The sequence below is a fragment of the Bacillus sp. SRL337 genome, assembly GCF_984799155.1.
Genome location: NZ_OZ481793.1, coordinates 1,060,918 through 1,086,878 on the forward strand (window position 1 = coordinate 1,060,918; position 25,961 = coordinate 1,086,878).

At 43.2% G+C, this 25,961-nt stretch carries 30 protein-coding genes; 19 read left to right on the top strand and 11 right to left on the bottom strand.

The window, feature by feature from the left end; all coding sequences use genetic code 11:
* The first annotated feature begins 309 nt into the window (after positions 1–309).
* Both AC4E8A_RS05185 and AC4E8A_RS05190 read left to right on the top strand, forming a co-directional pair.
* A complete protein-coding gene (locus AC4E8A_RS05185; RefSeq protein ID WP_490197232.1) occupies positions 310–699 on the top strand; it encodes a YtxH domain-containing protein in 390 nt (129 codons plus the stop codon).
* Positions 700–713: 14 nt separating this feature from the next.
* Complete coding sequence (locus AC4E8A_RS05190) at positions 714–1,559, top strand: YihY/virulence factor BrkB family protein (RefSeq protein ID WP_490197233.1); 846 nt, start codon at positions 714–716, stop codon at positions 1,557–1,559.
* 471 nt (positions 1,560–2,030) lie between these two features.
* Here the strand turns inward: AC4E8A_RS05190 and AC4E8A_RS05195 are convergent, their stop codons facing one another.
* The gene (locus AC4E8A_RS05195) at positions 2,031–3,956 is read right to left on the bottom strand and encodes a heavy metal translocating P-type ATPase (RefSeq protein ID WP_490197234.1); all 1,926 of its coding nucleotides are present in this window, start codon (positions 3,954–3,956) and stop codon (positions 2,031–2,033) included.
* A gap of 949 nt (positions 3,957–4,905) precedes the next feature.
* Complete coding sequence (locus tag AC4E8A_RS05200; protein WP_490197235.1) at positions 4,906–6,087, bottom strand: MFS transporter; 1,182 nt, start codon at positions 6,085–6,087, stop codon at positions 4,906–4,908.
* 116 nt (positions 6,088–6,203) lie between these two features.
* Between AC4E8A_RS05200 and AC4E8A_RS05205 the strand changes: the two genes are divergently transcribed.
* Complete coding sequence (locus AC4E8A_RS05205) at positions 6,204–6,584, top strand: OsmC family protein (protein ID WP_490197236.1); 381 nt, start codon at positions 6,204–6,206, stop codon at positions 6,582–6,584.
* Between the two features lie 106 nt (positions 6,585–6,690).
* On the opposite strand, the gene AC4E8A_RS05210 is transcribed toward AC4E8A_RS05205, so the two are convergent.
* Positions 6,691–7,110 (bottom strand): pyridoxamine 5'-phosphate oxidase family protein, encoded by a 420-nt coding sequence (locus AC4E8A_RS05210; RefSeq protein ID WP_490197237.1) that lies wholly within the window; start codon positions 7,108–7,110, stop codon positions 6,691–6,693.
* 349 nt (positions 7,111–7,459) lie between these two features.
* On the opposite strand from AC4E8A_RS05210, the gene AC4E8A_RS05215 reads away from it, so the two are divergent.
* From AC4E8A_RS05215 to rlmD, 7 genes are all read left to right on the top strand, one after another.
* Complete coding sequence (locus AC4E8A_RS05215; protein ID WP_490197238.1) at positions 7,460–8,317, top strand: YfkD family protein; 858 nt, start codon at positions 7,460–7,462, stop codon at positions 8,315–8,317.
* Between the two features lie 136 nt (positions 8,318–8,453).
* The gene (locus tag AC4E8A_RS05220; RefSeq protein WP_490197239.1) at positions 8,454–8,630 is read left to right on the top strand and encodes an SE1561 family protein; all 177 of its coding nucleotides are present in this window, start codon (positions 8,454–8,456) and stop codon (positions 8,628–8,630) included.
* A gap of 249 nt (positions 8,631–8,879) precedes the next feature.
* The gene (locus AC4E8A_RS05225) at positions 8,880–9,323 is read left to right on the top strand and encodes a GNAT family N-acetyltransferase (RefSeq protein ID WP_490197240.1); all 444 of its coding nucleotides are present in this window, start codon (positions 8,880–8,882) and stop codon (positions 9,321–9,323) included.
* A gap of 131 nt (positions 9,324–9,454) precedes the next feature.
* Positions 9,455–11,011, top strand: coding sequence for a fumarate hydratase (locus tag AC4E8A_RS05230; protein WP_490197241.1), 1,557 nt, complete (start codon positions 9,455–9,457; stop codon positions 11,009–11,011).
* A gap of 541 nt (positions 11,012–11,552) precedes the next feature.
* The gene (gene pdaA / locus AC4E8A_RS05235; RefSeq protein ID WP_490197242.1) at positions 11,553–12,353 is read left to right on the top strand and encodes a delta-lactam-biosynthetic de-N-acetylase; all 801 of its coding nucleotides are present in this window, start codon (positions 11,553–11,555) and stop codon (positions 12,351–12,353) included.
* Positions 12,354–12,494: 141 nt separating this feature from the next.
* Entirely contained in the window at positions 12,495–13,367 is an 873-nt protein-coding gene (locus tag AC4E8A_RS05240; RefSeq protein ID WP_490197243.1) for a DNA-3-methyladenine glycosylase family protein, read from the top strand.
* 22 nt (positions 13,368–13,389) lie between these two features.
* Positions 13,390–14,757: a 23S rRNA (uracil(1939)-C(5))-methyltransferase RlmD gene (gene rlmD, locus AC4E8A_RS05245; protein ID WP_490198772.1), complete on the top strand. Its 1,368-nt coding sequence runs from the start codon at positions 13,390–13,392 to the stop codon at positions 14,755–14,757.
* A gap of 271 nt (positions 14,758–15,028) precedes the next feature.
* Here rlmD and AC4E8A_RS05250 read toward each other — a convergent pair whose 3' ends face one another.
* From AC4E8A_RS05250 to AC4E8A_RS05260, 3 genes are all read right to left on the bottom strand, one after another.
* The gene (locus AC4E8A_RS05250) at positions 15,029–15,223 is read right to left on the bottom strand and encodes a YfhD family protein (protein WP_490197244.1); all 195 of its coding nucleotides are present in this window, start codon (positions 15,221–15,223) and stop codon (positions 15,029–15,031) included.
* Between the two features lie 130 nt (positions 15,224–15,353).
* Positions 15,354–15,482 (bottom strand): YfhE family protein, encoded by a 129-nt coding sequence (locus tag AC4E8A_RS05255; protein ID WP_490197245.1) that lies wholly within the window; start codon positions 15,480–15,482, stop codon positions 15,354–15,356.
* A 54-nt stretch (positions 15,483–15,536) separates the two neighbouring features.
* The gene (locus AC4E8A_RS05260) at positions 15,537–16,445 is read right to left on the bottom strand and encodes a TIGR01777 family oxidoreductase (RefSeq protein ID WP_490197246.1); all 909 of its coding nucleotides are present in this window, start codon (positions 16,443–16,445) and stop codon (positions 15,537–15,539) included.
* Positions 16,446–16,676: 231 nt separating this feature from the next.
* Between AC4E8A_RS05260 and recX the strand changes: the two genes are divergently transcribed.
* Positions 16,677–17,480, top strand: coding sequence for a recombination regulator RecX (gene recX / locus AC4E8A_RS05265; RefSeq protein WP_490197247.1), 804 nt, complete (start codon positions 16,677–16,679; stop codon positions 17,478–17,480).
* Positions 17,481–17,557: 77 nt separating this feature from the next.
* Here the strand turns inward: recX and AC4E8A_RS05270 are convergent, their stop codons facing one another.
* On the bottom strand, positions 17,558–18,238 hold the full coding sequence (locus tag AC4E8A_RS05270) for an SDR family NAD(P)-dependent oxidoreductase (protein WP_490197248.1): 681 nt from the start codon (positions 18,236–18,238) through the stop codon (positions 17,558–17,560).
* Positions 18,239–18,946: 708 nt separating this feature from the next.
* Here AC4E8A_RS05270 and AC4E8A_RS05275 point away from each other — a divergent pair.
* A complete protein-coding gene (locus tag AC4E8A_RS05275; protein WP_490197249.1) occupies positions 18,947–19,270 on the top strand; it encodes a YfhH family protein in 324 nt (107 codons plus the stop codon).
* Between the two features lie 55 nt (positions 19,271–19,325).
* Here AC4E8A_RS05275 and AC4E8A_RS05280 read toward each other — a convergent pair whose 3' ends face one another.
* Both AC4E8A_RS05280 and AC4E8A_RS05285 read right to left on the bottom strand, forming a co-directional pair.
* Positions 19,326–19,601 carry a YpzG family protein gene (locus AC4E8A_RS05280; RefSeq protein ID WP_490197250.1) on the bottom strand — a complete coding sequence of 92 codons (276 nt, stop codon included), beginning with the start codon at positions 19,599–19,601 and terminating at the stop codon, positions 19,326–19,328.
* On the bottom strand, positions 19,531–19,695 hold the full coding sequence (locus tag AC4E8A_RS05285) for a small, acid-soluble spore protein K (RefSeq protein ID WP_490197251.1): 165 nt from the start codon (positions 19,693–19,695) through the stop codon (positions 19,531–19,533). The genes AC4E8A_RS05280 and AC4E8A_RS05285 overlap by 71 nt, the downstream gene beginning before the upstream one ends.
* 139 nt (positions 19,696–19,834) lie before the next feature.
* On the opposite strand from AC4E8A_RS05285, the gene AC4E8A_RS05290 reads away from it, so the two are divergent.
* Positions 19,835–20,104, top strand: a complete 270-nt coding sequence (locus AC4E8A_RS05290) for a YfhJ family protein (protein WP_490197252.1) — start codon at positions 19,835–19,837, stop codon at positions 20,102–20,104.
* A 41-nt stretch (positions 20,105–20,145) separates the two neighbouring features.
* Here the strand turns inward: AC4E8A_RS05290 and AC4E8A_RS05295 are convergent, their stop codons facing one another.
* Positions 20,146–21,129, bottom strand: coding sequence for a metal-dependent hydrolase (locus AC4E8A_RS05295; RefSeq protein WP_490197253.1), 984 nt, complete (start codon positions 21,127–21,129; stop codon positions 20,146–20,148).
* A 114-nt stretch (positions 21,130–21,243) separates the two neighbouring features.
* Between AC4E8A_RS05295 and AC4E8A_RS05300 the strand changes: the two genes are divergently transcribed.
* Complete coding sequence (locus tag AC4E8A_RS05300) at positions 21,244–21,546, top strand: hypothetical protein (RefSeq protein ID WP_490197254.1); 303 nt, start codon at positions 21,244–21,246, stop codon at positions 21,544–21,546.
* 75 nt (positions 21,547–21,621) lie between these two features.
* Entirely contained in the window at positions 21,622–22,728 is a 1,107-nt protein-coding gene (gene mutY / locus AC4E8A_RS05305) for an A/G-specific adenine glycosylase (protein ID WP_490197255.1), read from the top strand.
* 21 nt (positions 22,729–22,749) lie between these two features.
* On the opposite strand, the gene AC4E8A_RS05310 is transcribed toward mutY, so the two are convergent.
* Complete coding sequence (locus tag AC4E8A_RS05310) at positions 22,750–22,974, bottom strand: hypothetical protein (RefSeq protein ID WP_490197256.1); 225 nt, start codon at positions 22,972–22,974, stop codon at positions 22,750–22,752.
* 105 nt (positions 22,975–23,079) lie between these two features.
* Here AC4E8A_RS05310 and fabL point away from each other — a divergent pair, with 105 nt between their 5' ends.
* The 4 genes from fabL (at position 23,080) to ntdP (ending at position 25,915) form a co-directional block, all read left to right on the top strand.
* Positions 23,080–23,829: an enoyl-[acyl-carrier-protein] reductase FabL gene (fabL, locus tag AC4E8A_RS05315; RefSeq protein WP_490197257.1), complete on the top strand. Its 750-nt coding sequence runs from the start codon at positions 23,080–23,082 to the stop codon at positions 23,827–23,829.
* A 102-nt stretch (positions 23,830–23,931) separates the two neighbouring features.
* Positions 23,932–24,111: a gamma-type small acid-soluble spore protein gene (locus AC4E8A_RS05320; RefSeq protein WP_490197258.1), complete on the top strand. Its 180-nt coding sequence runs from the start codon at positions 23,932–23,934 to the stop codon at positions 24,109–24,111.
* Positions 24,112–24,200: 89 nt separating this feature from the next.
* Positions 24,201–24,596: a YgaB family protein gene (locus tag AC4E8A_RS05325; RefSeq protein WP_490197259.1), complete on the top strand. Its 396-nt coding sequence runs from the start codon at positions 24,201–24,203 to the stop codon at positions 24,594–24,596.
* 788 nt (positions 24,597–25,384) lie between these two features.
* Entirely contained in the window at positions 25,385–25,915 is a 531-nt protein-coding gene (gene ntdP / locus AC4E8A_RS05330; protein WP_119547571.1) for a nucleoside tri-diphosphate phosphatase, read from the top strand.
* Positions 25,916–25,961 lie beyond the last annotated feature (46 nt).

The following is a 25,961-nucleotide window of genomic DNA, read 5'->3' on the forward strand; positions in this document are numbered from 1 at the left end:
TGCTATTCAATATGAATTTCAAATGATATTTTGGTCATTCACCGGATAACCCACTGTAAGCAGGAAAGAAAAGAGATGCTCTCGCCTTTTCGAGGGGATATCCCGGGAATACAGGGGGAAAAATCGGCTCATGGAATTTTTCTGAAAGCACCAATTCATGCGAAAACAGCCTATTAAAAAGAGGGAAAAAGTCATATCGAAAAGAAATAGAAAAGATAAGAAAGTTTGTCCCCTGGACTGTGCCATTATATGATTAAAGATATGAGACAGGGTGCAAGCTAACAACATTAAAGGTATCGGAGGATGAATATGGGAACGAAGAGATTTGTCAAAGGGTTGATTTTTGGAGCAATGGCAGGCGGAGTCATTACATTGCTGAATAAAGAGACACGCGAAGATGTTATGAACAGTACGAAAAAAAGCGGTGAGTTTATTGGACGGTATGCCCGAAACCCTCAATTATTAATGGATTCCTCAAAGGAAGTGTATGAGAAAGTCAGAGAAACGGCAAAGCAAATAGAAGAAGATATGGATTTCATCAATCAAAAAGTGGCTGAGATTAAAGAACTCTCTCCTCAAGTAAAGGAAATCATTGAAGATACCAAAGACACGATTCATTCATCTTCTGAGTCCTATAAAGAGGTTTTTAATGAGGAGGAACATTACTCCGAAGATCCAAATCGGAGTCATAATGCATAATAAGAGGTGAGAGGATGACGAAGAGGAGCAAAACAGGAGGAATTACAGGTTTCGGCAAAAAACTTTTGCAAAAGATTTCAGATGGAGATGTGACAGGACTAGCGGCTCAGCTGGCCTATTTTTTCCTTCTCTCACTTTTTCCATTATTGATTTTCATGGTCACCTTGCTTCCTTACCTGCCTTTTGCACAAGATGATATTTTAAACGTAATCAGGGACTTTGCACCGGGTGAAACAATGGAAATGATTCAATCAACGATCAACGAAGTCATGTCTAACCGGAATACCGGTCTATTATCTTTCAGTATCATTGCCACAATCTGGTCTGCATCCAATGGAATGAATGCAATTGTAAAATCATTGAATGATGCCTATGAGGTGGAGGAAACCAGGTCGTTTATCGTGACAAGGATGATGTCCATCCTTTTGACCATTGCAATGATTTTTGTATTTGTAGTGGCCTTGCTGCTGCCGGTATTCGGTAAACAGATCGGGTTATTTCTATTCTCCCAATTCGGCTTCTCAGATCAGTTCCTGACCATCTGGGGTGCAATAAGGTGGGCGATATCACCGATCATTTTATTCATCGTGTTTGTCGGCTTGTATTTCATCGCCCCAAGTAAAAAAATCAAATGTTTAAGCGCTGTCCCGGGTGCTGTATTTGCTGCCATAGGCTGGGTAGGAGCATCACTCGCTTTTTCTTACTACGTAAGCAACTTTGGGAACTATTCGGCCACCTACGGAAGTATCGGAGGTATCATCGTCTTGATGATCTGGTTCTATCTCACCGGCATCATCATCATGATCGGCGGCCATATTAATGCTATTATGAATGTGAAAAACACCGGGGATTGTAAGTAGAACAAAAAGCAAAAACGGGGCTTCCGCTCTATATTCAAGCCAGCTTCGGCGGCCAATCCCTGTCAGATTTCAGGCTCCTTCCCCGATAAGGAAACATCAACTCACTCCATTCGTTGTGTTTCCTTTATCTCATGCAGGAGCTCTCCCATCTGTACGTCGCTGAAGGGCCGTGACCACTTTGAAGTTTACCGATTATTACCGGTAAACTTTTTCTTTGTTTGAACAGACTAATTAAACGAGGCGATTATATAAAAGGGCCTTGAATATTAAGGGAGGAATAGACCATGACGAAGAAAACCAAAAAAGATGGCGGCACAAAACAAAACAGCAAGCAAAAACCGAAAAATAAAACATCAGGATCTGCTAACGGACAAAACGGCTATCACTAGACTGTAAAAGGGTTTCCGATTCGGAAACCCTTTTTTGAATATATATGGACGAATCTGAGTCAGGCACTAAAAAGTGAAATCCTTAACGCAGCAACCGCAGTCCGTTTAAAATAACCAGTATCGTACTTCCCTCATGGCCGATGACACCAAGCGGTAAGTCAAGGACCTGCAGGAAGTTTGAGGCAATCAGTACAAAGATGACAGACAATGAAAAAATGATGTTTTGTTTAACGATCCGCTGCATTTTCCTTGATAAGCGCACAGCATCTGCGATTCGCTTCAAATCATTTTTCATGAGGACGATATCAGCTGTTTCAAGAGCTACATCTGTCCCCTCACCCATCGCCAGGCCAACGCTGGCTGTAGCCAAAGCGGGTGCATCATTGATACCATCCCCTACCATGGCAACCGTTCCATATTGATCGATCAGTTTCTTAAGTTCCGACACTTTCGTTTCAGGAAGGCATTTGGCAATATAGCTATCTAATTCAGCTTCAGTGGCGATGGCTTTAGCCGTATTTTCACTGTCACCTGTCAGCATGATCGTGAAAATTCCATCATTTTGCAGAGATTGCAATGCGGCTTTGGTTTCTTCACGTATCACATCTTTAAGGGCAATCAATGCAGCCATTCCATCTTCATTCGATATAAAGACGGTGGTCTTTCCTTCCGCAGCGAGTTGTTCGGATTTTCCGCCTGCAAATTGGGATGCTTTATTGAGGTCGACAAATTCTGCCTTTCCGACTCTCCATTCTTTTCCATCGATAAATGCTTTTACCCCCCAGCCTGAAACATCTTCAAGTGAATCTGGCTCCCCTATTGGCAGATCAGGATACAACGTTCTCGTGTGATTTACAATGGCCTGTGCAAGTGGATGGTTAGATTGTTTTTCAATGGCAGCGGCAATCGCTAAAACTTCTCTTTCCGAGACTCCTTCTCCTGTAACAATATCAGTTACTTGAGGTTTTCCTTTTGTGAGAGTACCAGTTTTGTCAAAAGCGATTGCTTGAAGGTTGCTGAGATTTTCCAAATGCATTCCGCCTTTGAATAATATTCCGTTCTTTGCCCCATTGGAAATCGCCGATAAGGTTGCCGGCATAATGGATGCTACCAAAGCACATGGAGATGCAACCACCAGGAGGACCATTGCCCGGTAAAAGGTTTCGGTCCAACTCCACCCAAGGAGGAAGTGTGGCAAAAACATCATGAGGAAAACAACTGCCAGTACGACCTTTACATAAGTTCCTTCAAATTTCTCGATGAAAAGCTGAGAAGGGGATTTCTCGCTCTGGGCAGAATGTACAAGATCGATTATCTTTTGAAATAATGTATCACTGTTCGACTTAGTAATGATGACTGTAATGGCGCCGTTAAGGTTGACAGTTCCCGCAAATACTTCACTCTCGGCCGATTTATTGACAGGCAGGGACTCCCCTGAAATGGCTGCTTCATCAATAGTGGTGGAACCTTTTATAATGAGACCGTCGGATGGGACCCTTTCACCTGGCTTTATGAGAATATGATCACCAACAGAAAGCTCGGAAACATGGACCCGCTCTTCAACTCCGTCTGTTACCCTCAAAGCCTCTTCAGGCTGCAGATCCATCAGTGATGAAATTTCCCGTTGGCTTTTATTCAATGTATAGGTTTCTAAAGCACCGCTGATCGCAAAAATGAAAATCAGGATGGCGCCTTCCGTCCAATAGCCAATGATGGCAGAACCGATTGCCGCAAAGACCATCAGCATTTCGACATTTAATTCCCGTTCTGCTATGGTCTCTTCAATGCCTTCCTTAGCTTTGGCAAACCCGCCAATGACGAATGCGAGAAGATAGAAGGTAATGGACATTGATGAAGAGACATCGGCCAATAGCCACCCGAGTAAGATGAAGATACCGCTGATGAGTGCAGCAATTAGCTCAGCATGTGGTTTGATTTTTTCAAGATAAGATAGTGAGGAGGTGCCTGCAGGTTCACTTACTGTCATGGACTTTGCATGTGAGCTCATAATCTCTTCTCCTTTTATAGTTATATTGGTTTATGGCGCTGAACGGGGTCTTTCCGCTTTTTAGTCAATCCAGCTCCAGCGCCTAGCCCCTCGGGGTCATAAGCCAATCCGTCAGCAAGGTTAAAGAGCAACCTTCCCGCCGGCTCGTCTTATGCCTGTCGGGGCTGATCAAGGCGCTTCCGCTTTTTAGTCAATCCAGCTCCAGCGCCTAGCGGATTTCAGGCTCCTTCCTTGCGATTAGTCATCATCAACTCGCTTTGCTCGTTGTGATTCCCATATCTCATGCAGGAGCCCTCCAATCCGTACGGCGCTGAACGGCCGCTTCCGCTTTTTAGTCAATCCAGCTCCAGCGGCCAGCGCCTAGCGGATTTCAGGCTCCTTCCTTGCGATTAGTCATCATCGAATCGCTATCGCTCTTCGTGATTCCTTTATCTCATGCAAGAGCCCTCCAATCCGTACGGCGCTGAACGGCCGCTTCCGCTTTTTAGTCAATCCAGCTCCAGCGGCCAGCGCCTAGCGGATTTCAGGCTCCTTCCTTGCGATTAGTCATCATCGAATCACTATCGCTCTTCGTGATTCCTTTATCTCATGCAGGAGCCCTCCAATCCGTACGGCGCTGAACGGCCGCTTCCGCTTTTTAGTCAATCCAGCTCCAGCGGCCAGCGCCTAGCGGATTTCAGGCTCCTTCCTTGCGATTAGTCATCATCAACTCGCTTTGCTCGTTGTGATTCCCATATCTCATGCAGGAGCCCTCCAATCCGTACGGCGCTGAACGGCCGCTTCCGCTTTTTAATTGATAACAATAATCAGCATCATTTCCCTATTAAAACGACGAAAGCTGCCACCTTTTTCAGGTGACAGCTGTATTGCCAGGTTGAAAACATAATTTTCGTATTTGATTGTGTTTAATTCTACCATACAGCGTATGCTTTGGAAAGAAGGAAGTGCTCTATTTATGTTGTATGGATTGGTGAGGACCTTTTTCTTTTCCATACAACATAATGGCTATAAAAATGATCAAAAGTGTGAAGCTGATAATCATAAAGAAACTGACATTTTCAAACAGCTCAATGAATATTCCGCCAGTATATGGACCAGCAAGGCTGCCGATACTGAAAGCGACACCGCAGAGCAGGTTTCCTGTAGGAAGGTACTTGTTTGGCATCAAATCTGTCATATAGCTGATCCCCAGTGAAAAGGTAGAACCGACAACCATGCCGGCAATGAACAGCACGACAGTCAATGCAGGGATGATGGCCTCCAGGAATCCGGCAGCGGTAAAACTGATAAAACCGAGTAATAGTATCGTGAGCAGCACTTTACGCCTGCCATATTTATCGCTCAAGATACCCAGAGGGAGCTGAAAGACAATGCCGCCAATGGCAAACGACGTCAGTAAAATGGACACGCTGGTGACATCGATGCCATTCCTGAGTCCGTAAACGGGGAAACTTCCATTCAGTGAGGCTTCAAGGAAACCATATCCAAGAGGCGGAAGGAAAGCGACCCATCCGTATTTTGTTGCTTGCTTGAATCTGGACATTGTACTGCGGAATGAACTGACCTCCATGGTTTGCTCAGGATATTCATTTTTTAAGATGAATAAGAACACCCACGCTGCCAGACATAATAAGGAAGAGACAATGAACGGGAGTGACTCATTGATTTTTACCAAAGGAGTCATCAATGGGCCGACCGCAAAGCCTACACCAAAAAACAGTCCGTACAAAGATATATTTCGCCCTCTTTTATTTTCTGGAGAAAAAGAAGTGATCCATGTTTGAGTTCCAAAATGGAGGGCGTGATCTCCGATTCCGATCAACAACCTCAGTGCAAACCAGAACCAGAAAGACTTCCATAGCGGAAAGAAGATGAGTGAAAGGACCACCAGCAGGCCTCCGCCGATAATGATTGGTTTATATCCGAATTTCCTAAGCGGGTCTTCCATAAAGGGGGAAATTAACAATATCCCGATATAGAGACCTGCAGCGTTCAGACCGTTATGAGAGGAGGAAAGGCCGTCTCCTTCGAATATAACAGCGATCAGGGGAAGCAGCATGCCTTGGGAAAACCCGGATATGGCGACAATGCTAATTAACACCCAAAAGCGAAATTTCATGTGTTTATCCATATATCTAACTCCCGATGTTTTATTTCCTCTATGATGGTATCGTCATTTCAAAACATTGGCAAGATAAAAGATTATGGAGTAAACTTCTCTACAGGAATCTGGAAGGAGTGATTGTTATGGAATTTAAAATGAAAGAAGGCGGATTTGTAACAGACCTTTCTTATGGTCAATTAGACGTTTCAGGAAATGAGGAATATGGGTTTAGACCATACCAGCTTATGGTATCTTCCATTGCGGTCTGCAGCGGGGGAGTACTGAGAAATATCCTTGAGAAGCAGAGAGTCAGCTTCAAAGATATCTCCATTACGGCAGAAGTGACTCGTAATGAAAAGAAGGCGAACAGAATTGAAAAGGTCGCACTGCATTTCATCATCAAAGGTGAAAATTTGAAGGAAGACAAAATTCGGAAGGCGATGGAACTGACAAGGAAGAACTGTTCAATGGTCCAGTCCATGATTGACAGCATTAAAGTTGAGGAAACCTTTGAAATAAGATGATGTCACACGTTAAAGCGCTAAGAGGGACTGTCCCTCTTAGCGCTTTAACGTGTGAAAGAAAAAAATAACCGCGGGGAAGGCATGCGGTTATTGGTGTGAAATCTGGTCAAAGACTCAATTCTTGAGGCTCTTTCCCTGTTCTTTCGAAATAAAGAATGGTTTTGGGAGTAAGTCTGAGGAGCATATATTCCGGATCGTCCGGAGCTGTGATCCAAGGTTTAAGATAATCATTCCAAAACTTTTCTTTCAATTCTTTTGATTCTTCCAGTTCAGCCGTTGCTTCAATTTCTACATAGTGTTCATGATTACTGTCACGGTCATAGCCTAGCAGGATATGGACCTTGGGATTTTGGGCAATATCCTCTGCCTTGTGCGCATGCTGGTTAGTGGCAGTGAATAAAGTCAGTTCTTCATTGTAAAACATCATGAATCTGGAATAAGGCTGATTATTCCTTATTGTTGCAAGGGTTCCTACTTTATGATTGGAGAACAATTCTAAAACCTTATCTTTTAAAGTTTGGGACATGGTGTCAACCTCCTTGAAATATACGATATTAATCTGTGTTAATAGCCATTTTTTTAACCAAACTTTTAAAGGGTATTGTTAAAATGCGGTCGATTCATTATGAGTTAGTTGACTTCGTTGCAGGATGAGTGGCTCCGCGGGGCGGCCGCTGAACTAAAAAGCCTAAAAGGCCGTTCAGTGAAAATAAGATCGGAGAGGCATCGTATGAGATAATGGCATCACAACGAACGAAGTGCCCTGTGAATGGTCAATTTATATTGAGCAACATTTTTTTGGATTTGCCTGGATAACTATGGTGACATGGGAAAACCTATAGATAAAAGCATAAGCAAGAAGGGAGTCTATCAGCATGAAACTATTGCGCATCGTACTTATGATGGTTCTTATTTCATTTATCATTCTGCCGTCGGCATCGGCGGAAAAGAAGGAAAACAAACAGCAGGAGCCTAAACAGGAAAAAGTCCAAAAGAAAGATGATGTGAAACCTGCGGAACCAAAAGTTACGATTCCATCTTCAGTATTAAATATCGCCAAAGAGAATACGTATCCCAATCCAACACAGGATCTGCCTTATTTGCAGCCCAGCGATTTAACTGCTGAATTGATTGAAACCTCGGATGTAAAAATAGAAAATCCAAACCTTATTCGCATGTTCAATGAGTCCACCATGAACAAATCCCCATTTGCCCTTGGGCTGAGAGCCACTATTTATATGGGGGAATGGCCATTGAATTATGAATCGACTGAAACGGCACCGAACTGGGAGTATCAAAAAATCAATACCAACTATTTCGACAACAGGGGCGGTAATCAAAATTACCAGATCCACTATGTCCAAGAAGCTCAGAAAACGATTAAAGGCGGACTGACAGCAAAAGTTCCTCATTCAGATGATGTACAGAAGATGATGCTGTTAAAAGCCATGGAGAACACGGACCTTCCTCTTTCCTTCCAAACAATCGTAGGAGCAGGAACAAAAAAGGACCATGTCTACAATATTTCGCCAAACCGTCTTGGATACTTATACGGATACGCACCTGCCGTCAATGAAAAGGGGAAAGTAACATACGGAGAAGTCTATCTAGTCATGAAAGGATCAAAACGATCCATTGTTGTTAAAAATGTAACTTCACAGGGGATCGGGGCCTGGATCCCGGTTCAGGATCATGTATCATTCGGGTTTATCACAGCTGATAAGCCACGGTAGGAGTCAACAGTTTCTGATCTCAATGCAAATTGGGGTCATTTTTTTTTGGCAGGCTTAAACCGTGCATAGATGGCTTGTTATTTGCTGTGGATTTCGGTACGATGGTAGAGGAAATTCAATCAAAGGAGCGAACACATTGGGTAAAGCTGCAAGCAACAGAGATGACCAGGTATTATATTTGAAGCAGAGACTGAGCATGTTCCTTGAAGTGCTGGAGTCGATCGACCCTGAAACAACAGAATTGGAAGACATTGACCGATTGATTCAAATGATTGACGATTTGGAGATGAAGGTCGATCAATTCAAGAAATAAGGGCCTTTAAATGGCTCTTTTTTATAGGCTCTTTTCGTAAACTTTGTTGCTATTTGATAATAATTCCCAAATATAGTGGAGTAATGAAACGGAAAAAACCCCTGTTTAGCAAGAGAGAAAAGAGCTTCTCTCCTCGTGCAGAGCGAAAAACGTAGTATGCAGGGGGAAAATCCGGCTTTTGGGGTTTTTCCGGAAGCAGCAATATAGGCGAAAACAGCCTTTTTATAAAAATAAAGGAGTAAAGGGATCATGGATATTTCACTGATAGCTGAAGGGGAAGCAGAAAAGGCAAAGGGAATCATCCTGCAAGGATTCAAGGAGCGGTTCGGCGTCATTATTGACGGGTTGAATCCAGATTTGGACGATATTATGGCCTATTATCAGGGAGAGAATTTGTTTTGTGTCGGGAAATATCAGGGAAAACTGATTGCCACCGGCGGGATTGTTTTGGAAACTCCAGCCGAATATCGGGTTGTCAGAATGTCGGTGTTGTCCGCTTATCGCAGTTTGGGTTTTGGGAAGCAGATGCTCTTATTCCTGGAGCAAGAAGCTCAAAAGAAAAATGCAGCCAGCATGGTCCTGGAAACAAACATAGAATGGGAAGATGCCATTGTTTTTTATCTTAGGAATGGATATAAATCGTATCTGACCGAAGGTGAAAGACTTCATTTTCGCAAAAAATTGCCGGCCTGAACTGTAATCGTTTACAATCAGGTCTTTTTTTCTGCTAGTTATAGGAGTATAATGAATTGTGAAAAATTCAAACTTTTTATAATTCACGAATAGATATAGAAAAATCAGCGGGAGAAGGGGATTGTTGTTTTATGAACAAGGAAAGATTGCAGGAGAGCATGTACCAATTGATTGTTGAGACCTCCACAAATTTGCCGAAAGATGTACGGAGGGCAATCAAAACCGCTAAGGCAAGAGAAAGTGCTGGGACCCGTTCGGCGATGAGCCTGGCGACGATTTCCAACAATATCAAGATGGCCGATGATAATGTATCACCGATTTGCCAGGATACAGGGTTGCCAACCTTTAAAATCAAAACTCCTGTAGGGGTAAACCAGCTAGAAATCAAAGAGGCCATTTACGCTGCGATGCAGCAGGCAACAAAAGATGGAAAGCTCCGTCCCAATTCAGTGGACTCCCTTACCGGCGCGAACAGCGGAGACAACCTGGGTCTGGGCACACCGGTCATTAAGTTTGAACAATGGGAAAAAGAGTATATTGATGCCCGTTTAATCCTTAAAGGAGGAGGCTGTGAAAATAAAAATATCCAATACAGCCTTCCGTGTGAACTGGAAGGGCTTGGCCGTGCCGGCCGCGATCTTGACGGTATCCGTAAGTGTGTCATGCATTCCGTCTATCAGGCACAGGGACAAGGCTGTTCAGCTGGATTCATCGGGGTTGGAATCGGTGGTGACCGCTCATCCGGTTATGACTTGGCGAAACAGCAATTATTCCGTTCTGTTGACGATGTGAACAGCAATGAAGATCTTCGGAAGCTTGAGGAATATGTAATGGAAAATGCCAATGAACTCGGTATCGGGACGATGGGATTCGGCGGCGAGACAACCCTTTTAGGCTGTAAAGCAGGAGTCATGAACCGTATCCCTGCCAGTTTCTTTGTATCGGTAGCCTACAACTGCTGGGCTTTCAGAAGGTTAGGCTTCAAGCTTGATGCAGAAACAGGCTCTGTTCAGGAATGGCTTTATCAGGAAGGCGAGCTTGTCGACCTTTCAGAAAGCGATGCTCAACAAGAGACAGCTGCAGCATCGGAAGAGGGAGCCGAACCAGAGGTTGTCACTCTTACAGCGCCAATTACTGAAGAGAAAATCCGCAGTCTGAAGGTCGGTGACGTGGTCCGTATAGATGGCAGAATGTATACAGGGCGGGACGCTATTCATAAGCATCTTTCCGACAATGACTCACCTGTCGATCTTGATGGACAAATCATTTACCACTGCGGCCCTGTTATGATGAGGGATGAGGATGGCAATTGGCATGTGAAGGCAGCTGGACCGACGACATCCATCCGAGAAGAACCTTATCAAGGCGATATCATGAAGAAATTCGGCATTCGCGCAGTGATTGGCAAAGGCGGGATGGGACCTGGAACGCTCAAAGCCTTAGGCGAACATGGCGGTGTTTACTTAAATGCAATCGGGGGAGCTGCACAGTACTATGCAGACTGCATAAAATCCGTCGAAGGTGTCAACTTCATGGAATTCGGGATTCCGGAAGCTATGTGGCACCTGAAGGTAGAAGGCTTTACAGCGGTTGTAACCATGGATTCACACGGAAACAGCCTTCATAAAGATATCGATAAATCTTCTCTTGAGAAGCTTTCACAATTTAAAGAAAAGGTGTTCAGTTAAATAGCATCTCAGTTAGGCCGCTGCCTTTAGGGCAGCGGTTTTTTTGTTTCGGAAGGGGAAATCAAGAAGTGATATAGAGTCAATGATGTGGTCTGTTGGACGGCATTTAAACGTATGAAGGTCGACAAGTCGCTCCGATTGGTGTCGTACAAAGAATTGACCTCCTCCAAAAGTGTCTATGCCTGTTCCAAATAGTCGACATCCAAGAAATGACAGTCTCAAAAAAATCTATAAACCCTACCCCGGTCTCTTTCAAACAGGCTCTTTTCATGAATTTGTTGCTACTATAGACTTGCGAACTATACGCCCTATTTCACCGGAATTTCTTGAAAAGCAAGAAAGAAAAGAATGCTCTTCATTGTAGTGGAAAATTCAGGAAAATATAAGTGGCAATCCATTAGAAAACACCTTCAATACAACCCCATCCTTCTTATTGCTTATTCATTGTCAGCTAAAACTTTTTCCATCAATTAGAAGGCATGATAAGACGGCCTCTCTGCAAAATAAATAGAGTAGATTAAACAGAGAGAAGGTTGAACACATGAAGAAATTTGTAATCGTCCTGCTTACCGGAATTTTGATTGCAAGTTTGTTTGCCAGCAGCGCTTCTGCGATCTCCAACAAAAGCATAGGATGGGGATTCAAGAAGGGCAGCGGAGGGAAACAGGCTGAAGCTGGAAAAGCTTATGATGATCTGCTTAAAGAATATGGGGCTTTTTATAAAGATTCTCCTGATAACAAAGTGTTATACATGACCTTTGATAATGGGTACGAAAATGGCTACACTGAAAAGATCTTGAATGTATTAAAGGAGGAAAAGGTACCAGCCGCATTCTTTGTGACCGGGCATTATTTGAATAGTGCACCTGACCTTGTAAAAAGGATGGTCGACGAAGGACATCTTGTCGGGAATCACTCCTGGAGCCATCCTGACCTAACAACTGTGACGGACGAGAAGCTTCGTAAGGAACTTGATCTGGTTAAGGAGAAAACAGCAGAAATCACGAAACAAAAAACGATGTCATATATCCGCCCTCCAAGAGGTGTGTTCAGTGAACGGACCATAAAGGTTGCGAAGGATGCGGGTTACACCCACGTATTATGGTCACTCGCTTTTGTAGATTGGCATACAGATGGACAGAAGGGGTGGAAATACTCTTACGATAATATAATGAAGCAAATACATCCCGGAGCCGTTCTGCTGCTGCATACCGTCTCCAAAGATAATGCAGAGGCTTTGCAAAGGGTGATTAGGGACTTGAAAAAGCAGGGTTATACTTTTAAAAGCTTGGATTACTATGAACTGAGCAGGAGCGGAGAGAACCCCTTGCTTACTCCTTGAAAATGAAGGATGAAACAGTTATTGTTTCGTCCTTTTTCAATTGTCAGCTAACGCACAAGTCTTGCGGTATAAGACAATCCGTTTATGCCTGGTACATGAAGTGTTATAATACTCATAAATGTTTTGAAAAGTGAGGGCGCTATGAAAGAACGGATTATTTCGGTTTTACCTCCTTATAATTTTGATATGGTTTTGGACAGGTTGTCACTGGACCCGTTAAATGCAGTCGATGTTGACAACCGGACGATGAAGGTCCCTTTTTACGGGGAAGAGGATGAGGTCTTGACGGTTACGGCTACCGGAACGATTGAGGCCCCGTCTTTTCTGGTGAAAATGGAAAACGAAGATGAAAGCAGTACCAGGTTGGATTACTTAAAGAACGTTTTTCAATGGGGGGGAGGTCTTCAGGATATACATCAGCATTTTTTAGATACAGACCTGAAGGATATTTTCACGGAACACTCCGGGACACCTGTTGTGCTGGAATTCAATCCCTATGCAACACTGATGAAGAGTATCATACATCAGCAGTTGAATTTGTCCTTCGCCCATACCCTTACCCAAAGATTCGTCCATAAGTATGGGAGGCAGCAGGATGGTGTCTGGTTCTATCCCCGGCCTGAAGAGATCGCCTACCTGGATATAAGGGAACTCAGGGATATGCAGTTCAGCCAGAGGAAAGCGGAGTATGTCATAGGTGTATCGAAAGAGATTGCAGAAGGCCGCTTGAATCTTGAGGAGCTGGAGAGAAATACAGATGAGGAAATAATGAAAGAGTTGGTAAAGCTAAGGGGAATTGGCCCATGGACAGCTGAAAATTATTTGATGTTTGCTCTAGGCAGGCTGAATCTTTTTCCGAAGACTGATATTGGCATTCAAAATGCCTTGAAGAAGCTGTATGGGATGGAAAGGAAACCCACTTTGGCTGAAATTGATGAGATGAGTAAGGCCTGGAACCCATACTTGAGTTATGCTTCGTTATATTTGTGGAGAAGTATTGAAAATAGGAAGTGAAATAGTGAAGAATGATAAAACAATGAAGATTAAAGAAAAGCAGCAATTCCCTTTGACCATTAAAAGACTCGGGATCAATGGAGAAGGCGTTGGGTATTTCAAAAGGCAGGTTGTGTTTGTCCCAGGGGCGCTGCCCGGAGAAGAGGTGGTCGTTGAAGCTGTCAAGGTTCATCCCAAGTTTGCTGAGGGCCGTGTGAAAAAAGTAAGGAAAAGGTCGGAGCACCGGACAAAGCCGCCATGTCCCGTCTATGAGCAGTGCGGAGGCTGTCAGCTACAGCATTTAAGCTATGAACAGCAGTTAGTGGAGAAAAGGGATATCCTACTGCAGGCACTTGAGCGCCACACTAAGTTTAATCTTGAAAAGCTTGAAGTCAGGCCGATGATCGGAATGGTCGAACCTTGGTATTACCGCAATAAAAGCCAGTTCCAGCTGGGAGTGCGGGATGGGAAAATTATTTCTGGCCTGTACAGCTTGAATTCGCACAAGCTGGTGGATATTCCTGAGTGTATCGTTCAGCATCCGTCAACCAATAAGGTAACAAACCAAGTGAAGCGGATTTTGAGTGATTTCAAAGTTCCGACTTACAATGAAAAGACCAAAAAAGGAATTGTAAAAACAGTCGTGACCAGAGTGGGAGTGACAACAGGGGAGGTCCAGGTCGTCCTTGTTACAGCTGGAAAAGATCTGCCCCGCAAGGAAATGATTCTTGCTGAAATCAATAAGCGTCTTCCGGAAGTCAAATCAGTTGCCCAAAATATCAATCCGAAAGCAACTTCGCTGATTTTTGGGAATGAAACTATTCATTTGTATGGTACAGAATCAATTGTCGAGCGCCTTGATAAGTTTTCTTATGAGCTGTCTGCTCGTGCCTTCTTCCAATTGAATCCGACCCAGACGGTCAAGCTATATAATGAAGTGAGGGATGCTGCCGAATTAACCGGGCACGAAAAGCTTGTTGATGCCTATTGTGGTGTCGGCACAATCGGTATGTGGCTTGCAGAAGGAACAAAAGAAATCCGCGGAATGGACGTTGTGAAAGAGGGAATTGAAAACGCAAGGAAGAACAGCAGAAAATTCGGCATGCAAAATGCGGTCTATGAGGTGGGGACTGCCGAGGAATGGCTGCCGAGATGGAAGGCGGAAGGCTGGAGACCGGATGTGGTTGTTGTGGACCCGCCGCGTACAGGATGTGAACCAAGTTTCTTAGAGACAATCCTGAAAGTGAAGCCAAAGAAATTCATTTATGTTTCCTGTAACCCCTCTACGCTTGCGAAGGACCTAAAAACGTTAAGCCAGACATATGATGTGGAGTATATCCAGCCGGTCGATATGTTTCCGCAAACGGCACATGTCGAAAGTGTGGCTAAACTGGTAGTGAAAAACAAATAGATGATAAGCAAAAGGGCTGCCTGGGAAGCAGCCCTTTTACTTATCATCGCATTAACGCAGCCGGGGACAGTCCCCGGCTGCGTTAATGCGGTAAAGTGTTTATAAACAAAGTTACCTACACTAAAAATGATAATATTACTAATTTTCAGAAAGTTATTAACAATATCAACAATAGGTTGTGGATTAATATCATCAGGTAACCAACACTCATTGTAGGTAAATGTGGATAAGATGGTCCTATAGTATCAGGACCATCTTATCGCACTATTTCTTATCGTTTGTTGCGATTTACTACACGCTGTCGCTGGTTAGCCGCATTTGAACGCGCCTGTGCTTCCATATCCTCTTGATCGGCAAGTTCGCGTGAGAATTCTTCGTCTATGCCATCAGATTTCATGTTTTTCGGAACCTGTGGAAGATTATTTTTATTTTTATCACGTGTCTTATGTCCATGAGATCTGCCCATTACAACCGTCCCCTTTCAAATGAAAAGATAAAGGAGCAAAAACAAAAATGTTTTCGCTCCTTTAGTATTAGCCTTGGACTTGTTTTTAAAAGAGGTATTTTTTGATACAGACAGCAGTGTATAAAATGAGTTACCTTTTTTTCTGAGTATAGCCGCCAGCTCTGTCAGCACGTTTGAATTCACGTGAATACGTTACTTCCTGCATGGAAGAGAGGGCTGATTTCGTTTTTTCTTGACGCTTTTTCTCCACAGGGACCATCCTTTCTCAAATGAGTATATGCCTATTTTTTCCTATCATTTGAGAATTCATACTTTAACTTCGATAAATCTCAGCCAATGCTTCTTTAAGGTGAGGGTATCTGAAAGAATATTCGTTTTCCGTCAGTACAGAAGGAATCACCTTCTGCCCTTCAAGGATCAAGGTACTCATATCACCAAGAACTGCTTTGAGCGCAAAGGCAGGGGCGGGCATCCAATGTGGCCTGTTCAGTACGTTTCCCAGGGTCTTGCCAAGCTCCTTCATCGTCGCAGGGAAAGGAGATGTGACATTGACTGGACCTTCAATATGCCGGTTTTCAATGACAAACCTGATAGCTCCGGCAACATCCTTGATGTGTACCCACGACATCCACTGTTTGCCCGATCCGACTGTGCCTCCGACAAACAACTTATAAGGAAGGGCCATTTTGGGGAGAGCGCCTTCTTCTTTCCCCAGAATGATTCCGAAGCGGGTAAAGGCTGTTCTCACCCCGTATCCTTTCGCCTTGCTTGCTTCCGCCTCCCATCTTTTTACTGTTTCAGCAAGGAAGTCAGTGCTCGTATCCATTGAATTTTCAGTATGGGCCTTAGTTTCGGAAGCTTCATATATCCCGATAGCACTGGCATTAATGAAGACCGATGGTTTTTGTTCGACGTTTTCCAAAATCCTGATCATCTCTTGCGTGGCATCAATCCGACTTTGCAAAATGCTTTTCTTGCGGTCATCCGTCCAGCGGCCGCTGTTAATCGACTCGCCGGCGAGGTTAATGAAGATGTCACTGCCTTCCACTTCTTTTTCTGGTTGAGCCCCATCCGTTAACCACTGGATAAATGTTATGTTTTGCCTGCTTTGGTGTTTGTCCGGGTTCCTCGTTAAAATCGATACCTCATATCCATTGGCAACGAGTTCTTCAGTCAGTGCACTCCCGACGAATCCTGTTCCCCCTGATATGACTGCCTTCATCCTTATACCTCCTTTTTTATATGCAGTAATCTTAGATCCGGCGATCAAGCTGCCAGCGTATTTTAAACTTCCTGTTTGCCATGAGTCCTCATCGGATCGCAAGGCCATTCTTTAGGTCAGCATTCCATCTGTATGCCGATGTCCAGAGCGATTATGCTTTTCTTATTATTTTACCCCTCCTGATAATAAAAAACATTTTCGATGTGTTACATTAATAAGGAGGTGTTGAACGTGGGATTCATAACAAAGATAACGAAACAAGTGAAAAATGATGAGAGATACAACATATTCATTGATGGGGAGTACTCTTTCAGTGTCGATGAAGAGATCCTTGCCAGGTTTCAGCTGGGTAAGGGGCAGGAAATCGACGAACTTGCCATAGCCGAAATAGGCTATGAAGACGACATTCGAAAAGCTTTCAACTCCGCCATACATTATTTGTCTTTCCGCATGAGAACAGAAAAAGAAGTCCAGGATCACCTTAAGAAAAAAGAAGTTGAAGAAGCTGTGATAGGAGAGGTGATCCTAAAATTAACTAAATACAAATACTTGGATGACAGCGAGTTTGCAAAAGCATATGTAAACACACAAATCAATACATCGGATAAAGGACCTGGAGCAGTTGAGAGAGAGCTCGCCGAAAAAGGGGTGGACAAGCCATTGATCGATGGAGCATTAACAGTGTTTACTCAAGAGATTCAATTGGAGAAGGCAATAGCTCTAACGAACAAACTGTTTAAAAAGTATAAAAGAGATTCCCTCATTGTCGCCAAGCAGAAGACAGAGCAGAATTTAGTTCGAAAAGGGTATTCCTTTTCTATCATAAACCTGGCATGGGAAGAAACAGATAATGAGAAATCTGAAGATGAAAAGCTCGCAGCGGTCCTCATCCATGCAAGAAAAGCCCATAACCGCTTAAAATCAAAATATACCGGCTATGACTACCAAATGAGAATGAAACAGAATTTATTCCGTAAAGGTTTTTCAATGGAAGAAATTGAACAGGCAATTGAAAAGCTGAACGAGGAAGACTAGCTGTCTCAATCTGCAACCTTTAACCTATTAAAGTGCTAAGAGGGACTGTCCCTTTTAGCGCTTTAACGTATTAGAGTTTATTTATTTTTTGACTCAATGATGATATCGGCTGACGTCTTGCTTTCTTCATAAATGATCTCAGCCACTTCCCGCGGAGACCGCAGTCTGCTTGGATCGTTGACATGTTCGGATTTTTCCCAAAAAGGCGTATTCATGCCGCCCATATAAGCATTGATGATCTCGATGCCAGTTTCCTCAAACTCCTTCTGCAGGCTTTCAGCGAACCCTCTCAAGGCAAACTTGCTGGCAGCATAATAGGATTCATTCCTCTTCCCGCGAAGCCCGGCCGTGGAAATGATATTGATAATGGTTCCGGAATCCCTATCAACCATGGATGGCAAGAGTGCTTTTGTTAAATAGACTGTGCCTAAAAAGTTGACAGAAAGCATTTTGTCCATCTCTTCAAAGGAAGAATGCAGGAAGGGACCAAAGATTCCGATACCTGCATTATTGATCAGAAGCTGAATATCATGCTTGTCTTTTATGGCTTTACTGATCATCTGTACCTCTTCTGAGGATGCAATATCCAAAGTCATATAGGAAGCTGTGCCGCCATCCGTTATGATTTCCTCTTTGACTGACTCGAGTTTTTCCTCCGTCCTTCCAAGAAGAAGGATATGATATCCCTCATTGCTGTACACTTTTGCAAGCTCCCTGCCAAGGCCCGAGCCTCCTCCCGAAATCACTGCTGTTTTCATATGTAATCCTCCTGTACCGCAGCTATGGCTGCTATGTTGTTTTCTTGAATCCTTTTGAATAGCAACTCCCTGTGGCTTATCCTTTATTTATTATGCGTTTAAAGTTGGTCTTATGAAGCGTTCATGGGACACCCAGATCTAGTATTGCGTTTAAAGTTGGTCTTATGAAGCGTTCATGAGACACCCAGATCTAGTATTGCGTTCAAAGTTGGTCTTATGAAGCGCTCATGAGCCTCCTGATCTAGTTTCGGCGTTTAAAGTTGGTCTTATGAAGCGTTCATGAGACACCCAGATCTTGTTTGGTGTTCAAAAGTGGTCTTATGAAGCGCTCATGAGCCCCCCAGATCTAGTTTCGGCGTTCAAAGTTGGTCTTATGAAGCGCTCATGGGACACCCAGATCTAGTATTACGTTTCAAAGTTGGTCTTATGAAGCGTTCATGGGACACCCAGATCTAGTATTGCGTTTAAAGTTGGTCTTACCAAGCGTTCAAGAGACAACATAACAATGTTTTACGTTCAAAACTAGTCTTAAGTTGCTAATTTTGCAGGGAGCCATCACTAGCAGATAGTACCTTAATTATAGTGCAATTGCGAGACCGGCATCATCCAACGAGTGTTTTTTATATTTTTTCCTCTAGGAGCCAGATTAAACCAACCTTTATTTATCCATTCATTTTTTTTATAATAAAAGGGAATGGAGTGAGCTGTGTGGAGAAAGGAAACAGATATAGTGAATTGAATGAATATGAATTAAAACAAGAAATTGCACAATTAAAGGAGAAAGCCAGAAAAGCGGAACAACTGGGGATGGTAAACGAATTTGCCGTTTTGGAAAGGAAGGCACTGATGGCGCAGGCCTATCTGCTGAGTCCAAACGACTTCAAGCCCGGTGAGATTTATGGGATAGAAGGGGATCCCGGTGTGTATTTTAAAATCGATTATATGAACGGTGTCTTTGCTTGGGGATATCGTCTTGGTGGATCGGGCCAGGAGGAAGCCTTGCCGATTTCGATGCTGAATCAAAAGCGATAATAAATGAAAAAATGGAAACAAGGGGCACTGTTACCAGCCTTGTTTCCATTTATTTTTACGCTCTATTCCGGGTCTGTCTTTTCAGGATAATCAAGTCTTGAGTCTGAACGGTTTGTCCATTAGCCTGTGAGTGTGCGTGTTTGGCGTTATAGAAAGCCTGATTGAAAGGACTCACATAATTATCATCAAATTTATTTGAGTTGTTCTTTTTTCCCATACCCAAAACAACCGCCTCCTTAATGATGGCTTGACTTGAGAAATTAAATAGTATCACTTTCACGCTGATTGGATGCTGCCATGCGTTCCTGGGGGTGAGTATTGATGGTTCCATCAGCCCGTTTGGAGGCATATTCCGGCTTAGCCCGCGGTTCACCTTCAAATTTGTTGTTATTCTGGTTAGGGAAGCCTCTTTCTTTATTTCGCATCGTATTCCTCCCGAGAATAATGGATGGTCACCTAGCAAAAAGCAAATCCCATAAGGGGGTCTGCTGACTGCGTACTTATAGTATGGAGCTAAAACAGAACAGTTATCATTTTAAATATTGGGAATGGAGGATTGAAAAAATGGATACTTTTCAAGAGGAGTTAACAAAGGATTTACTGGAGAAGAATGCAAACCTGACTTATGCAAGGGCAAGAACATGGGTGGAATTACTTTGGGAAGACTTTGAAACGACGTATGCCAAAGCACGGGGAGAATATTTGGGTAAAGATATGGCAGGCCGCCTGGTGAAACAATGGATAGACAGTTATGGGGGTAGACTGCATGAGTTTGCCTCAAGGAATCCCAAATACAGTCATATGCTTGAAGATGAAGGTGATGTCAGTCATTAAAGAAGGTGCCGCAAAACGGCACCTTCTTTGAATAGCTGGATTTAATCAGGGATGATCTCAAGTTTCTTCCTTAATTTTTCTTCACTGTAAATCCAGCCTGTATAGGAGCTTTCGATTTCTAAATTGTCGTCCAGCTTTACAACAGCAACAAAAGGATAATGGCCGTTGCTTCGATACCTTAAATCAATGAATCGGACTTCATATCCATCATCTTCAAATTCTTCTATCTCCCATCTGTACACAGGAGAGAAGGATAAGAAGGCAGACAGGTTTTTGTCTTTTTTCGCCGCGTTGATAACAGGGTTATCCGGGACAGGAATCCGTTTATACTTCTCAAAGAAAGTGATAGAACTGCCGTATGCCCTGGCCACATAAAAGAATTCCTTTGTTATGATGGCCAGCCTCCATTGATAAAAACGGATAGTGGAAGAGACAATGATTTTTTCTGCATCCGGGATTTTTTTCCTTACTGCTGATTTAACAGCATTCTGTACAAAGAATCTCAGGAAGTAATACAACGTGATGATCATATACATGAAAAGAAAGGTTGGCCCTGGTTCAAAGCCAAATCCCCATAAAATCAACCCGATGATATGAATGCCGAAAATAATCGGATCAAAGGTATTGATGACCCCCAAAGCGACCCATTTCGACGAAAACGGCCTGATAGCCTGCGTACCATAGGCGTTGAATATGTCGACAAATACATGAAGGAAAACGGCGAGAAATGTCCAAATCCATAAGTGCAGCAGATTTGCCTCTGGATAAAATGGATAGAGGACTGCCAATATGAGAAGCGGCCATATCAGCACCGCTGGTATGGAATGTGTAATTCCGCGGTGATTACGGATATAGACGGCATTATTTCTCAATTTAAGTACGGTGTCAATATCGGGAATCTGTGAGCCGATGATAGCACCGATCAAAACACTTTGCGAGGTTGCGGCGCTGTCCGCCACCACGGGGTCGAGTGCAGCCAGACCGCCAATAGCGAACCCCATTACAATATGAGTACCTGTATCCAAGGTTAATCCTCCTTTAAAAGGTATTGCCGGAAAAATTTTTTGAGTAATAATTCCAATCACATAGGTCTTGTTTTCATTGGCGAAAATGATATGGTATAAAAGGAGATTATTTCAATGAATCATTCACTTCAAATGTATATTCAGTACGAAATCAAAGAACCTTCCATTGAGAAGTATCAACAACTAATGAAGGATATCCTTCGGTGCCTGAACCATTATGAGGCTACCGATGTCCAGTGGATGCCCTTTTCCGGCAGCACGACTTCCTTTTTGGAAATCATTACCCTGCCGACGGAATCTCATTATCATGCATTGAAAAAACTGAGGACATCCCGTCAGCATTCAGTGTTCGGCATGCTGGATGAATGCATATCCGGCGGCCTTAATAAAATGGATTGTTTTGCATTAAAGCAATAGCAAAAGATGTCAGAGAAGAGCTTTATTATTATATTCCCTCAATAAGTGAAGGTTTAACATCTTGGAGGTACAAAAGTGGAAAGTAAGTCTTTAGCACATATAGAAGAAATTGACATCGAAACATTCAGGAAGGATCTGCTTGATTGGTTCACTGCTGAACAGCGGCTGCTTCCCTGGAGAGAAGATAGTGACCCTTATAAGGTCTGGGTGTCGGAAATTATGCTCCAGCAGACCAGGGTAGATACCGTCATTCCTTATTTCCTTAATTTTATCAGTAAGTTTCCCACAATTGAAGCTCTTGCCTCAGCTGACGAAGAAGACGTACTGAAAGCTTGGGAGGGCCTTGGGTATTATTCCAGAGCACGGAACCTTCAAACAGCTGTCAAAGAGGTCCGGGATACTTATGCCGGTGTCGTGCCTTCCGAACCAAAAGAAATAGCCAAACTTAAAGGCGTCGGCCCTTATACCGCCGGGGCAATCTTAAGTATTGCCTATGGAAGACCAGAACCGGCAGTTGATGGAAATGTCATGAGGGTGCTTTCAAGGATCCTGTTGATCTGGGAAGACATAGCGAAGCCTTCTTCCAGAAAAGTATTTGAAAGCGCAGTCCGGGAACTTATCTCGCATGATAATCCATCTTATTTCAATCAGGCAATGATGGAACTGGGGGCATTGATCTGTACGCCCACCTCACCTAAATGTCTGCTGTGTCCTGTCAGGGAGCATTGCGGCGCTTTCCATGAAGGTGTCCAGGACACGCTTCCGGTTAAAACCAAGAAAAAAAGTGTTAGAAAGCTGCAAATGGGAGCAGTAGTCCTAAAGACTGAAGATGGCAGCTATTTAATTCATAAGCGGCCATCAAAGGGACTCCTGGCCAACCTTTGGGAATTTCCCAATTTCGAGCTCGATTCATTTGGTTCCCATCGGAAGCAAATGGAAGAGTTATTGCGGTTGGAATATAATGTTGAGGCAAGCATCGAGCATGGCCTATTGACGAAAATCGAGCATGTATTTTCCCACTTGGTCTGGAATATCGATGTTTTTGCGGGCCGCGTTAAAGATTCCAGTGAAATGACAGAAGATCTAAAGGTTGTCGATGAAGAAAACCTTGCTCGGTTTGCATTTCCTGTCTCCCATCAAAAAATTTGGAAAAGCTATAAAGAAAGCTGCCTGAAGGATTAATTCCAAGGCAGCTTCATTTTATCAATCATAGGTAAGCTTAGTTCCATGGGATGCATCTGCTTCATTACGCTTTAGACCGCCGCGGCTTTCGATTTCTTCTATGATTTCCCGATGGATTGTCTGCCCCTCAGCATTCAGGTAGGGGACCATTTGCTGCAGGGAATGGTGGAAAAAAGCAAGTTCGCTTTTGTCCCATTCTGTTTTAGGCATCATGGAAAGCTCTGTCATATCTCTGCCAACGTACATATCGATTTTCCTCCTTAACATGATTAATTATAGTTTTTCTGTAAACGTTGTTGATTATGCTTTTAAAAGCTAAAATGAAGATGATTAGGAAAGGGGCAATGTAAAATGGTAAATAAGGTAGCATTAGTAACAGGAAGCAGCAGAGGGGTCGGAAAAGCATTAGCTTTAAGGCTGGCCCAGGCAGGCTATGACATTGTTGTAAACTATGCAAGGAGTAAGAAAGCTGCATTGGAAACAGCTGAAGAAATCGAAAAGCTTGGCAGAAAAGCATTGATTGTCAGAGCAAACGTTGGAGACGTAGAAAAAATCAAGGGTATGTTCCAGACTATCAAAGATGAGTTTGGAAGGCTCGATGTATTTATCAACAATGCTGCATCAGGTGTACTAAGACCGGCAATGGAGCTTGAAGAGTCCCACTGGGATTGGACAATGAATATCAACAGCAAAGCCCTTCTGTTCTGCGCTCAGGAAGCTGCCAAATTAATGGACAAGGAGTCAGGCGGGAGAATCGTCAGCATCAGTTCCCTGGGTTCCATCCGTTATCTGGATAATTATACAACCGTCGGCGTGTCAAAAGCGGCAGTCGAGGCACTGACCCGTTATCTGGCAGTGGAGCTTTCAAAGGAAAATATCGTTGTCAATGCCGTTTCAGGCGGGGCGATCGATACAGATGCATTGACTCATTTTCCAAACAGGGAAGAATTGCTGGAGGATGCACGTACTAAGACACCTGCCGGCAGAATGGTTGAAATCGAGGACCTTGTAAATGTTGCCATGTTCCTTGTTTCAGACGATGCTTCAATGATTCGCGGGCAAACAATCATTGTGGATGGCGGCCGTTCACTATTAGTATAAGGGGACTGGAACAAGTCTCAAGCAATAAATCGTTTTTTATATAATTTTTTGGAATAGTAATTCTCCACCTTGGTTAAATTAACATTCGTGGAGGTGATTACAATGGCAAAACGCAACCAAACTCAATCTGGTACAAATGCACAAGAAGTGAGACAACAAAACGCTCAATCCGCTCAAGGTCAAGGGCAATTTGGAACTGAGTTTGCTTCTGAGACAAACGCTCAAGAAGTAAGACAACAAAACGCTCAATCTCAAGCTCAAAAAGGTCAAAACCAACGTTAATTTTGATCCTTTACGAAAAGACACCCTGCTGGTAACAGGGTGTCTTTTTCCGTCTGTTCAAACAGGCTTTGTTGTTCAGGGTGTTCAAAGTGCCGGTTGAAAGGAGAAAGGGCATCCAGGAAGCAGATTACGCCGACAAACAAACCCTTCATGCGACACAACTAGTCAAAGGGATTTACATCCAGACAGGGAATTTAATAATAAAGAACTTTTTGAGAAAGCGGGTGTTGGTGTTGTCTCAATTTAATAAACTTATTACCGATCAATTAGAAACGATGGATAAGCTCCTTTTTCTGCAAGCTGAAATAGAGCGCTGTCAGGCCATAGAAACACAACTAGCTGAGTTGCAGCAGCAATCAAAGCTTGATTCCATCACAGAGGAAATTTCCTTAATGAAAGAAGAATTGAAGAAAATCCAGAAAATCTTTCAGGAACAAACCATTGAAGTCATACAGACATATTCTGAAGAGAAAGTTTTAGTGTGAGTGGAAATCAAAAAAGGAAGAAATGCAAGGGGACATTATTGTTGCTTGAAATGGAAATAGTATTACCAACTTGAGGAGGAAATCAATTATGATTTCGTTCTCTTCTTTTGTTTTGGGTAGTGGTTATGTCATAAAAAAAGTGATGGAATTGGAAAAGGGACATTCTCCGGCTGAATGTGCGGCACTCGTCCAGCGCCAGCCCCGGACTCCTTTCCTGCGAACTCGGATTCACGGTACATCTGCTAGGGTACTTCCCGGCTCCGAATCCAGCTCCAATGGCTGTACGGCTATTAGATTTCAACCTTCTCTCCTTGCGATAGGCTATCATCGAATCGTTTGGCCGCTTCGTGGATTCCTTACCTCATGCAAGTGCCCCTCAATCCCTTCTGAGCTGAGCCGCCCGTTTTCGCCTTTTCATGATATGTCAACAAGTTCATTTACTACTGAATCCAGACAGCCTCTGAAAAATCAGGTTCTGGATTTCTTCTGTCATAGCTCTATTTTTCGGTGTTCATTTTTATTCAAAGGGAAATGCTCATTAACTCTTGTGTCATCCTTTTATCTCATAAGAGTCCCTCCAATATGTACTAACAGCTTCAGCTTTTTGATTCACCGCCAGCCTGATTTGTCGTTTGCTTGCAGCGAAAATCACTGCAGTTTAATCTGCCAGAAAGAGGCATTGCCAAAAACAATGGCTCTTTTGTTTTAAAATTATTCTCAAAACGTTATAATAATAGAATAGACTTAACAGATTAGCGGAATATTCTGCGGGAAGGCAGGGGAGATTGATGGCGGTTCCCAGTGAAGGGCAACCAATACAAATACATAGCTATAAGCATGATGGCAATATTCATCGTGTCTGGAATGAATTGACAGTTTTGAAAGGGACCAGGAATCTTGTGATCGGGGGAAACGATCGTACGATGGTGACGGAATCGGACGGAAGGACATGGATCACCCGCGAGCCGGCGATCTGTTATTTTCATGCGGAGCTTTGGTTTAATATTATTTGCATGATACGTGAAGATGGAATTTATTATTATTGCAATTTGAGTTCACCTTTTGTTTATGATCATGAAGCACTTAAGTACATAGATTATGACCTTGATATCAAAGTATTTCCGGATATGACCTATACTCTGCTTGATGAGGACGAGTATGAACAGCACAGAAAACAAATGGGGTATCCTGATGTCATTGATCATATCTTAAAGAGAAATGTAGACAAGCTTGTTCGCTGGATCAGGCAGCGAAAAGGTCCTTTTGCTCCTGACTTTATAGATGTATGGTACGAAAGATATCTATATCACAGGAAATAAAATGGAGTATTTGTCCGGTGAAAAATCTGAATGCTGCAGTAAACCT

Excerpts from the sequence above, each read along its gene's own strand:
- AC4E8A_RS05240 (WP_490197243.1), top strand. The coding sequence starts at position 12,495 with ATGAAAGAACGGATTATTTCGGTTTTACCTCCTTATAATTTTGATATG.
- AC4E8A_RS05190 (WP_490197233.1), top strand. The coding sequence starts at position 714 with ATGACGAAGAGGAGCAAAACAGGAGGAATTACAGGTTTCGGCAAAAAA.
- ntdP (WP_119547571.1), top strand. The coding sequence starts at position 25,385 with ATGGCGGTTCCCAGTGAAGGGCAACCAATACAAATACATAGCTATAAG.
- AC4E8A_RS05280 (WP_490197250.1), bottom strand. The coding sequence starts at position 19,601 with ATGGAACCATCAATACTCACCCCCAGGAACGCATGGCAGCATCCAATC.
- AC4E8A_RS05320 (WP_490197258.1), top strand. The coding sequence starts at position 23,932 with ATGGCAAAACGCAACCAAACTCAATCTGGTACAAATGCACAAGAAGTG.
- AC4E8A_RS05200 (WP_490197235.1), bottom strand. The coding sequence starts at position 6,087 with ATGGATAAACACATGAAATTTCGCTTTTGGGTGTTAATTAGCATTGTC.
- AC4E8A_RS05270 (WP_490197248.1), bottom strand. The coding sequence starts at position 18,238 with ATGAAAACAGCAGTGATTTCGGGAGGAGGCTCGGGCCTTGGCAGGGAG.
- pdaA (WP_490197242.1), top strand. The coding sequence starts at position 11,553 with ATGAAGAAATTTGTAATCGTCCTGCTTACCGGAATTTTGATTGCAAGT.
- AC4E8A_RS05230 (WP_490197241.1), top strand. The coding sequence starts at position 9,455 with ATGAACAAGGAAAGATTGCAGGAGAGCATGTACCAATTGATTGTTGAG.
- AC4E8A_RS05250 (WP_490197244.1), bottom strand. The coding sequence starts at position 15,223 with ATGGGCAGATCTCATGGACATAAGACACGTGATAAAAATAAAAATAAT.
- AC4E8A_RS05300 (WP_490197254.1), top strand. The coding sequence starts at position 21,244 with ATGAATCATTCACTTCAAATGTATATTCAGTACGAAATCAAAGAACCT.
- AC4E8A_RS05290 (WP_490197252.1), top strand. The coding sequence starts at position 19,835 with ATGGATACTTTTCAAGAGGAGTTAACAAAGGATTTACTGGAGAAGAAT.
- AC4E8A_RS05195 (WP_490197234.1), bottom strand. The coding sequence starts at position 3,956 with ATGAGCTCACATGCAAAGTCCATGACAGTAAGTGAACCTGCAGGCACC.
- rlmD (WP_490198772.1), top strand. The coding sequence starts at position 13,390 with ATGAAGATTAAAGAAAAGCAGCAATTCCCTTTGACCATTAAAAGACTC.
- AC4E8A_RS05310 (WP_490197256.1), bottom strand. The coding sequence starts at position 22,974 with ATGTACGTTGGCAGAGATATGACAGAGCTTTCCATGATGCCTAAAACA.
- fabL (WP_490197257.1), top strand. The coding sequence starts at position 23,080 with ATGGTAAATAAGGTAGCATTAGTAACAGGAAGCAGCAGAGGGGTCGGA.
- AC4E8A_RS05255 (WP_490197245.1), bottom strand. The coding sequence starts at position 15,482 with ATGGTCCCTGTGGAGAAAAAGCGTCAAGAAAAAACGAAATCAGCCCTC.
- AC4E8A_RS05185 (WP_490197232.1), top strand. The coding sequence starts at position 310 with ATGGGAACGAAGAGATTTGTCAAAGGGTTGATTTTTGGAGCAATGGCA.
- AC4E8A_RS05285 (WP_490197251.1), bottom strand. The coding sequence starts at position 19,695 with ATGCGAAATAAAGAAAGAGGCTTCCCTAACCAGAATAACAACAAATTT.
- AC4E8A_RS05225 (WP_490197240.1), top strand. The coding sequence starts at position 8,880 with ATGGATATTTCACTGATAGCTGAAGGGGAAGCAGAAAAGGCAAAGGGA.
- AC4E8A_RS05215 (WP_490197238.1), top strand. The coding sequence starts at position 7,460 with ATGAAACTATTGCGCATCGTACTTATGATGGTTCTTATTTCATTTATC.
- AC4E8A_RS05205 (WP_490197236.1), top strand. The coding sequence starts at position 6,204 with ATGGAATTTAAAATGAAAGAAGGCGGATTTGTAACAGACCTTTCTTAT.
- AC4E8A_RS05260 (WP_490197246.1), bottom strand. The coding sequence starts at position 16,445 with ATGAAGGCAGTCATATCAGGGGGAACAGGATTCGTCGGGAGTGCACTG.
- AC4E8A_RS05210 (WP_490197237.1), bottom strand. The coding sequence starts at position 7,110 with ATGTCCCAAACTTTAAAAGATAAGGTTTTAGAATTGTTCTCCAATCAT.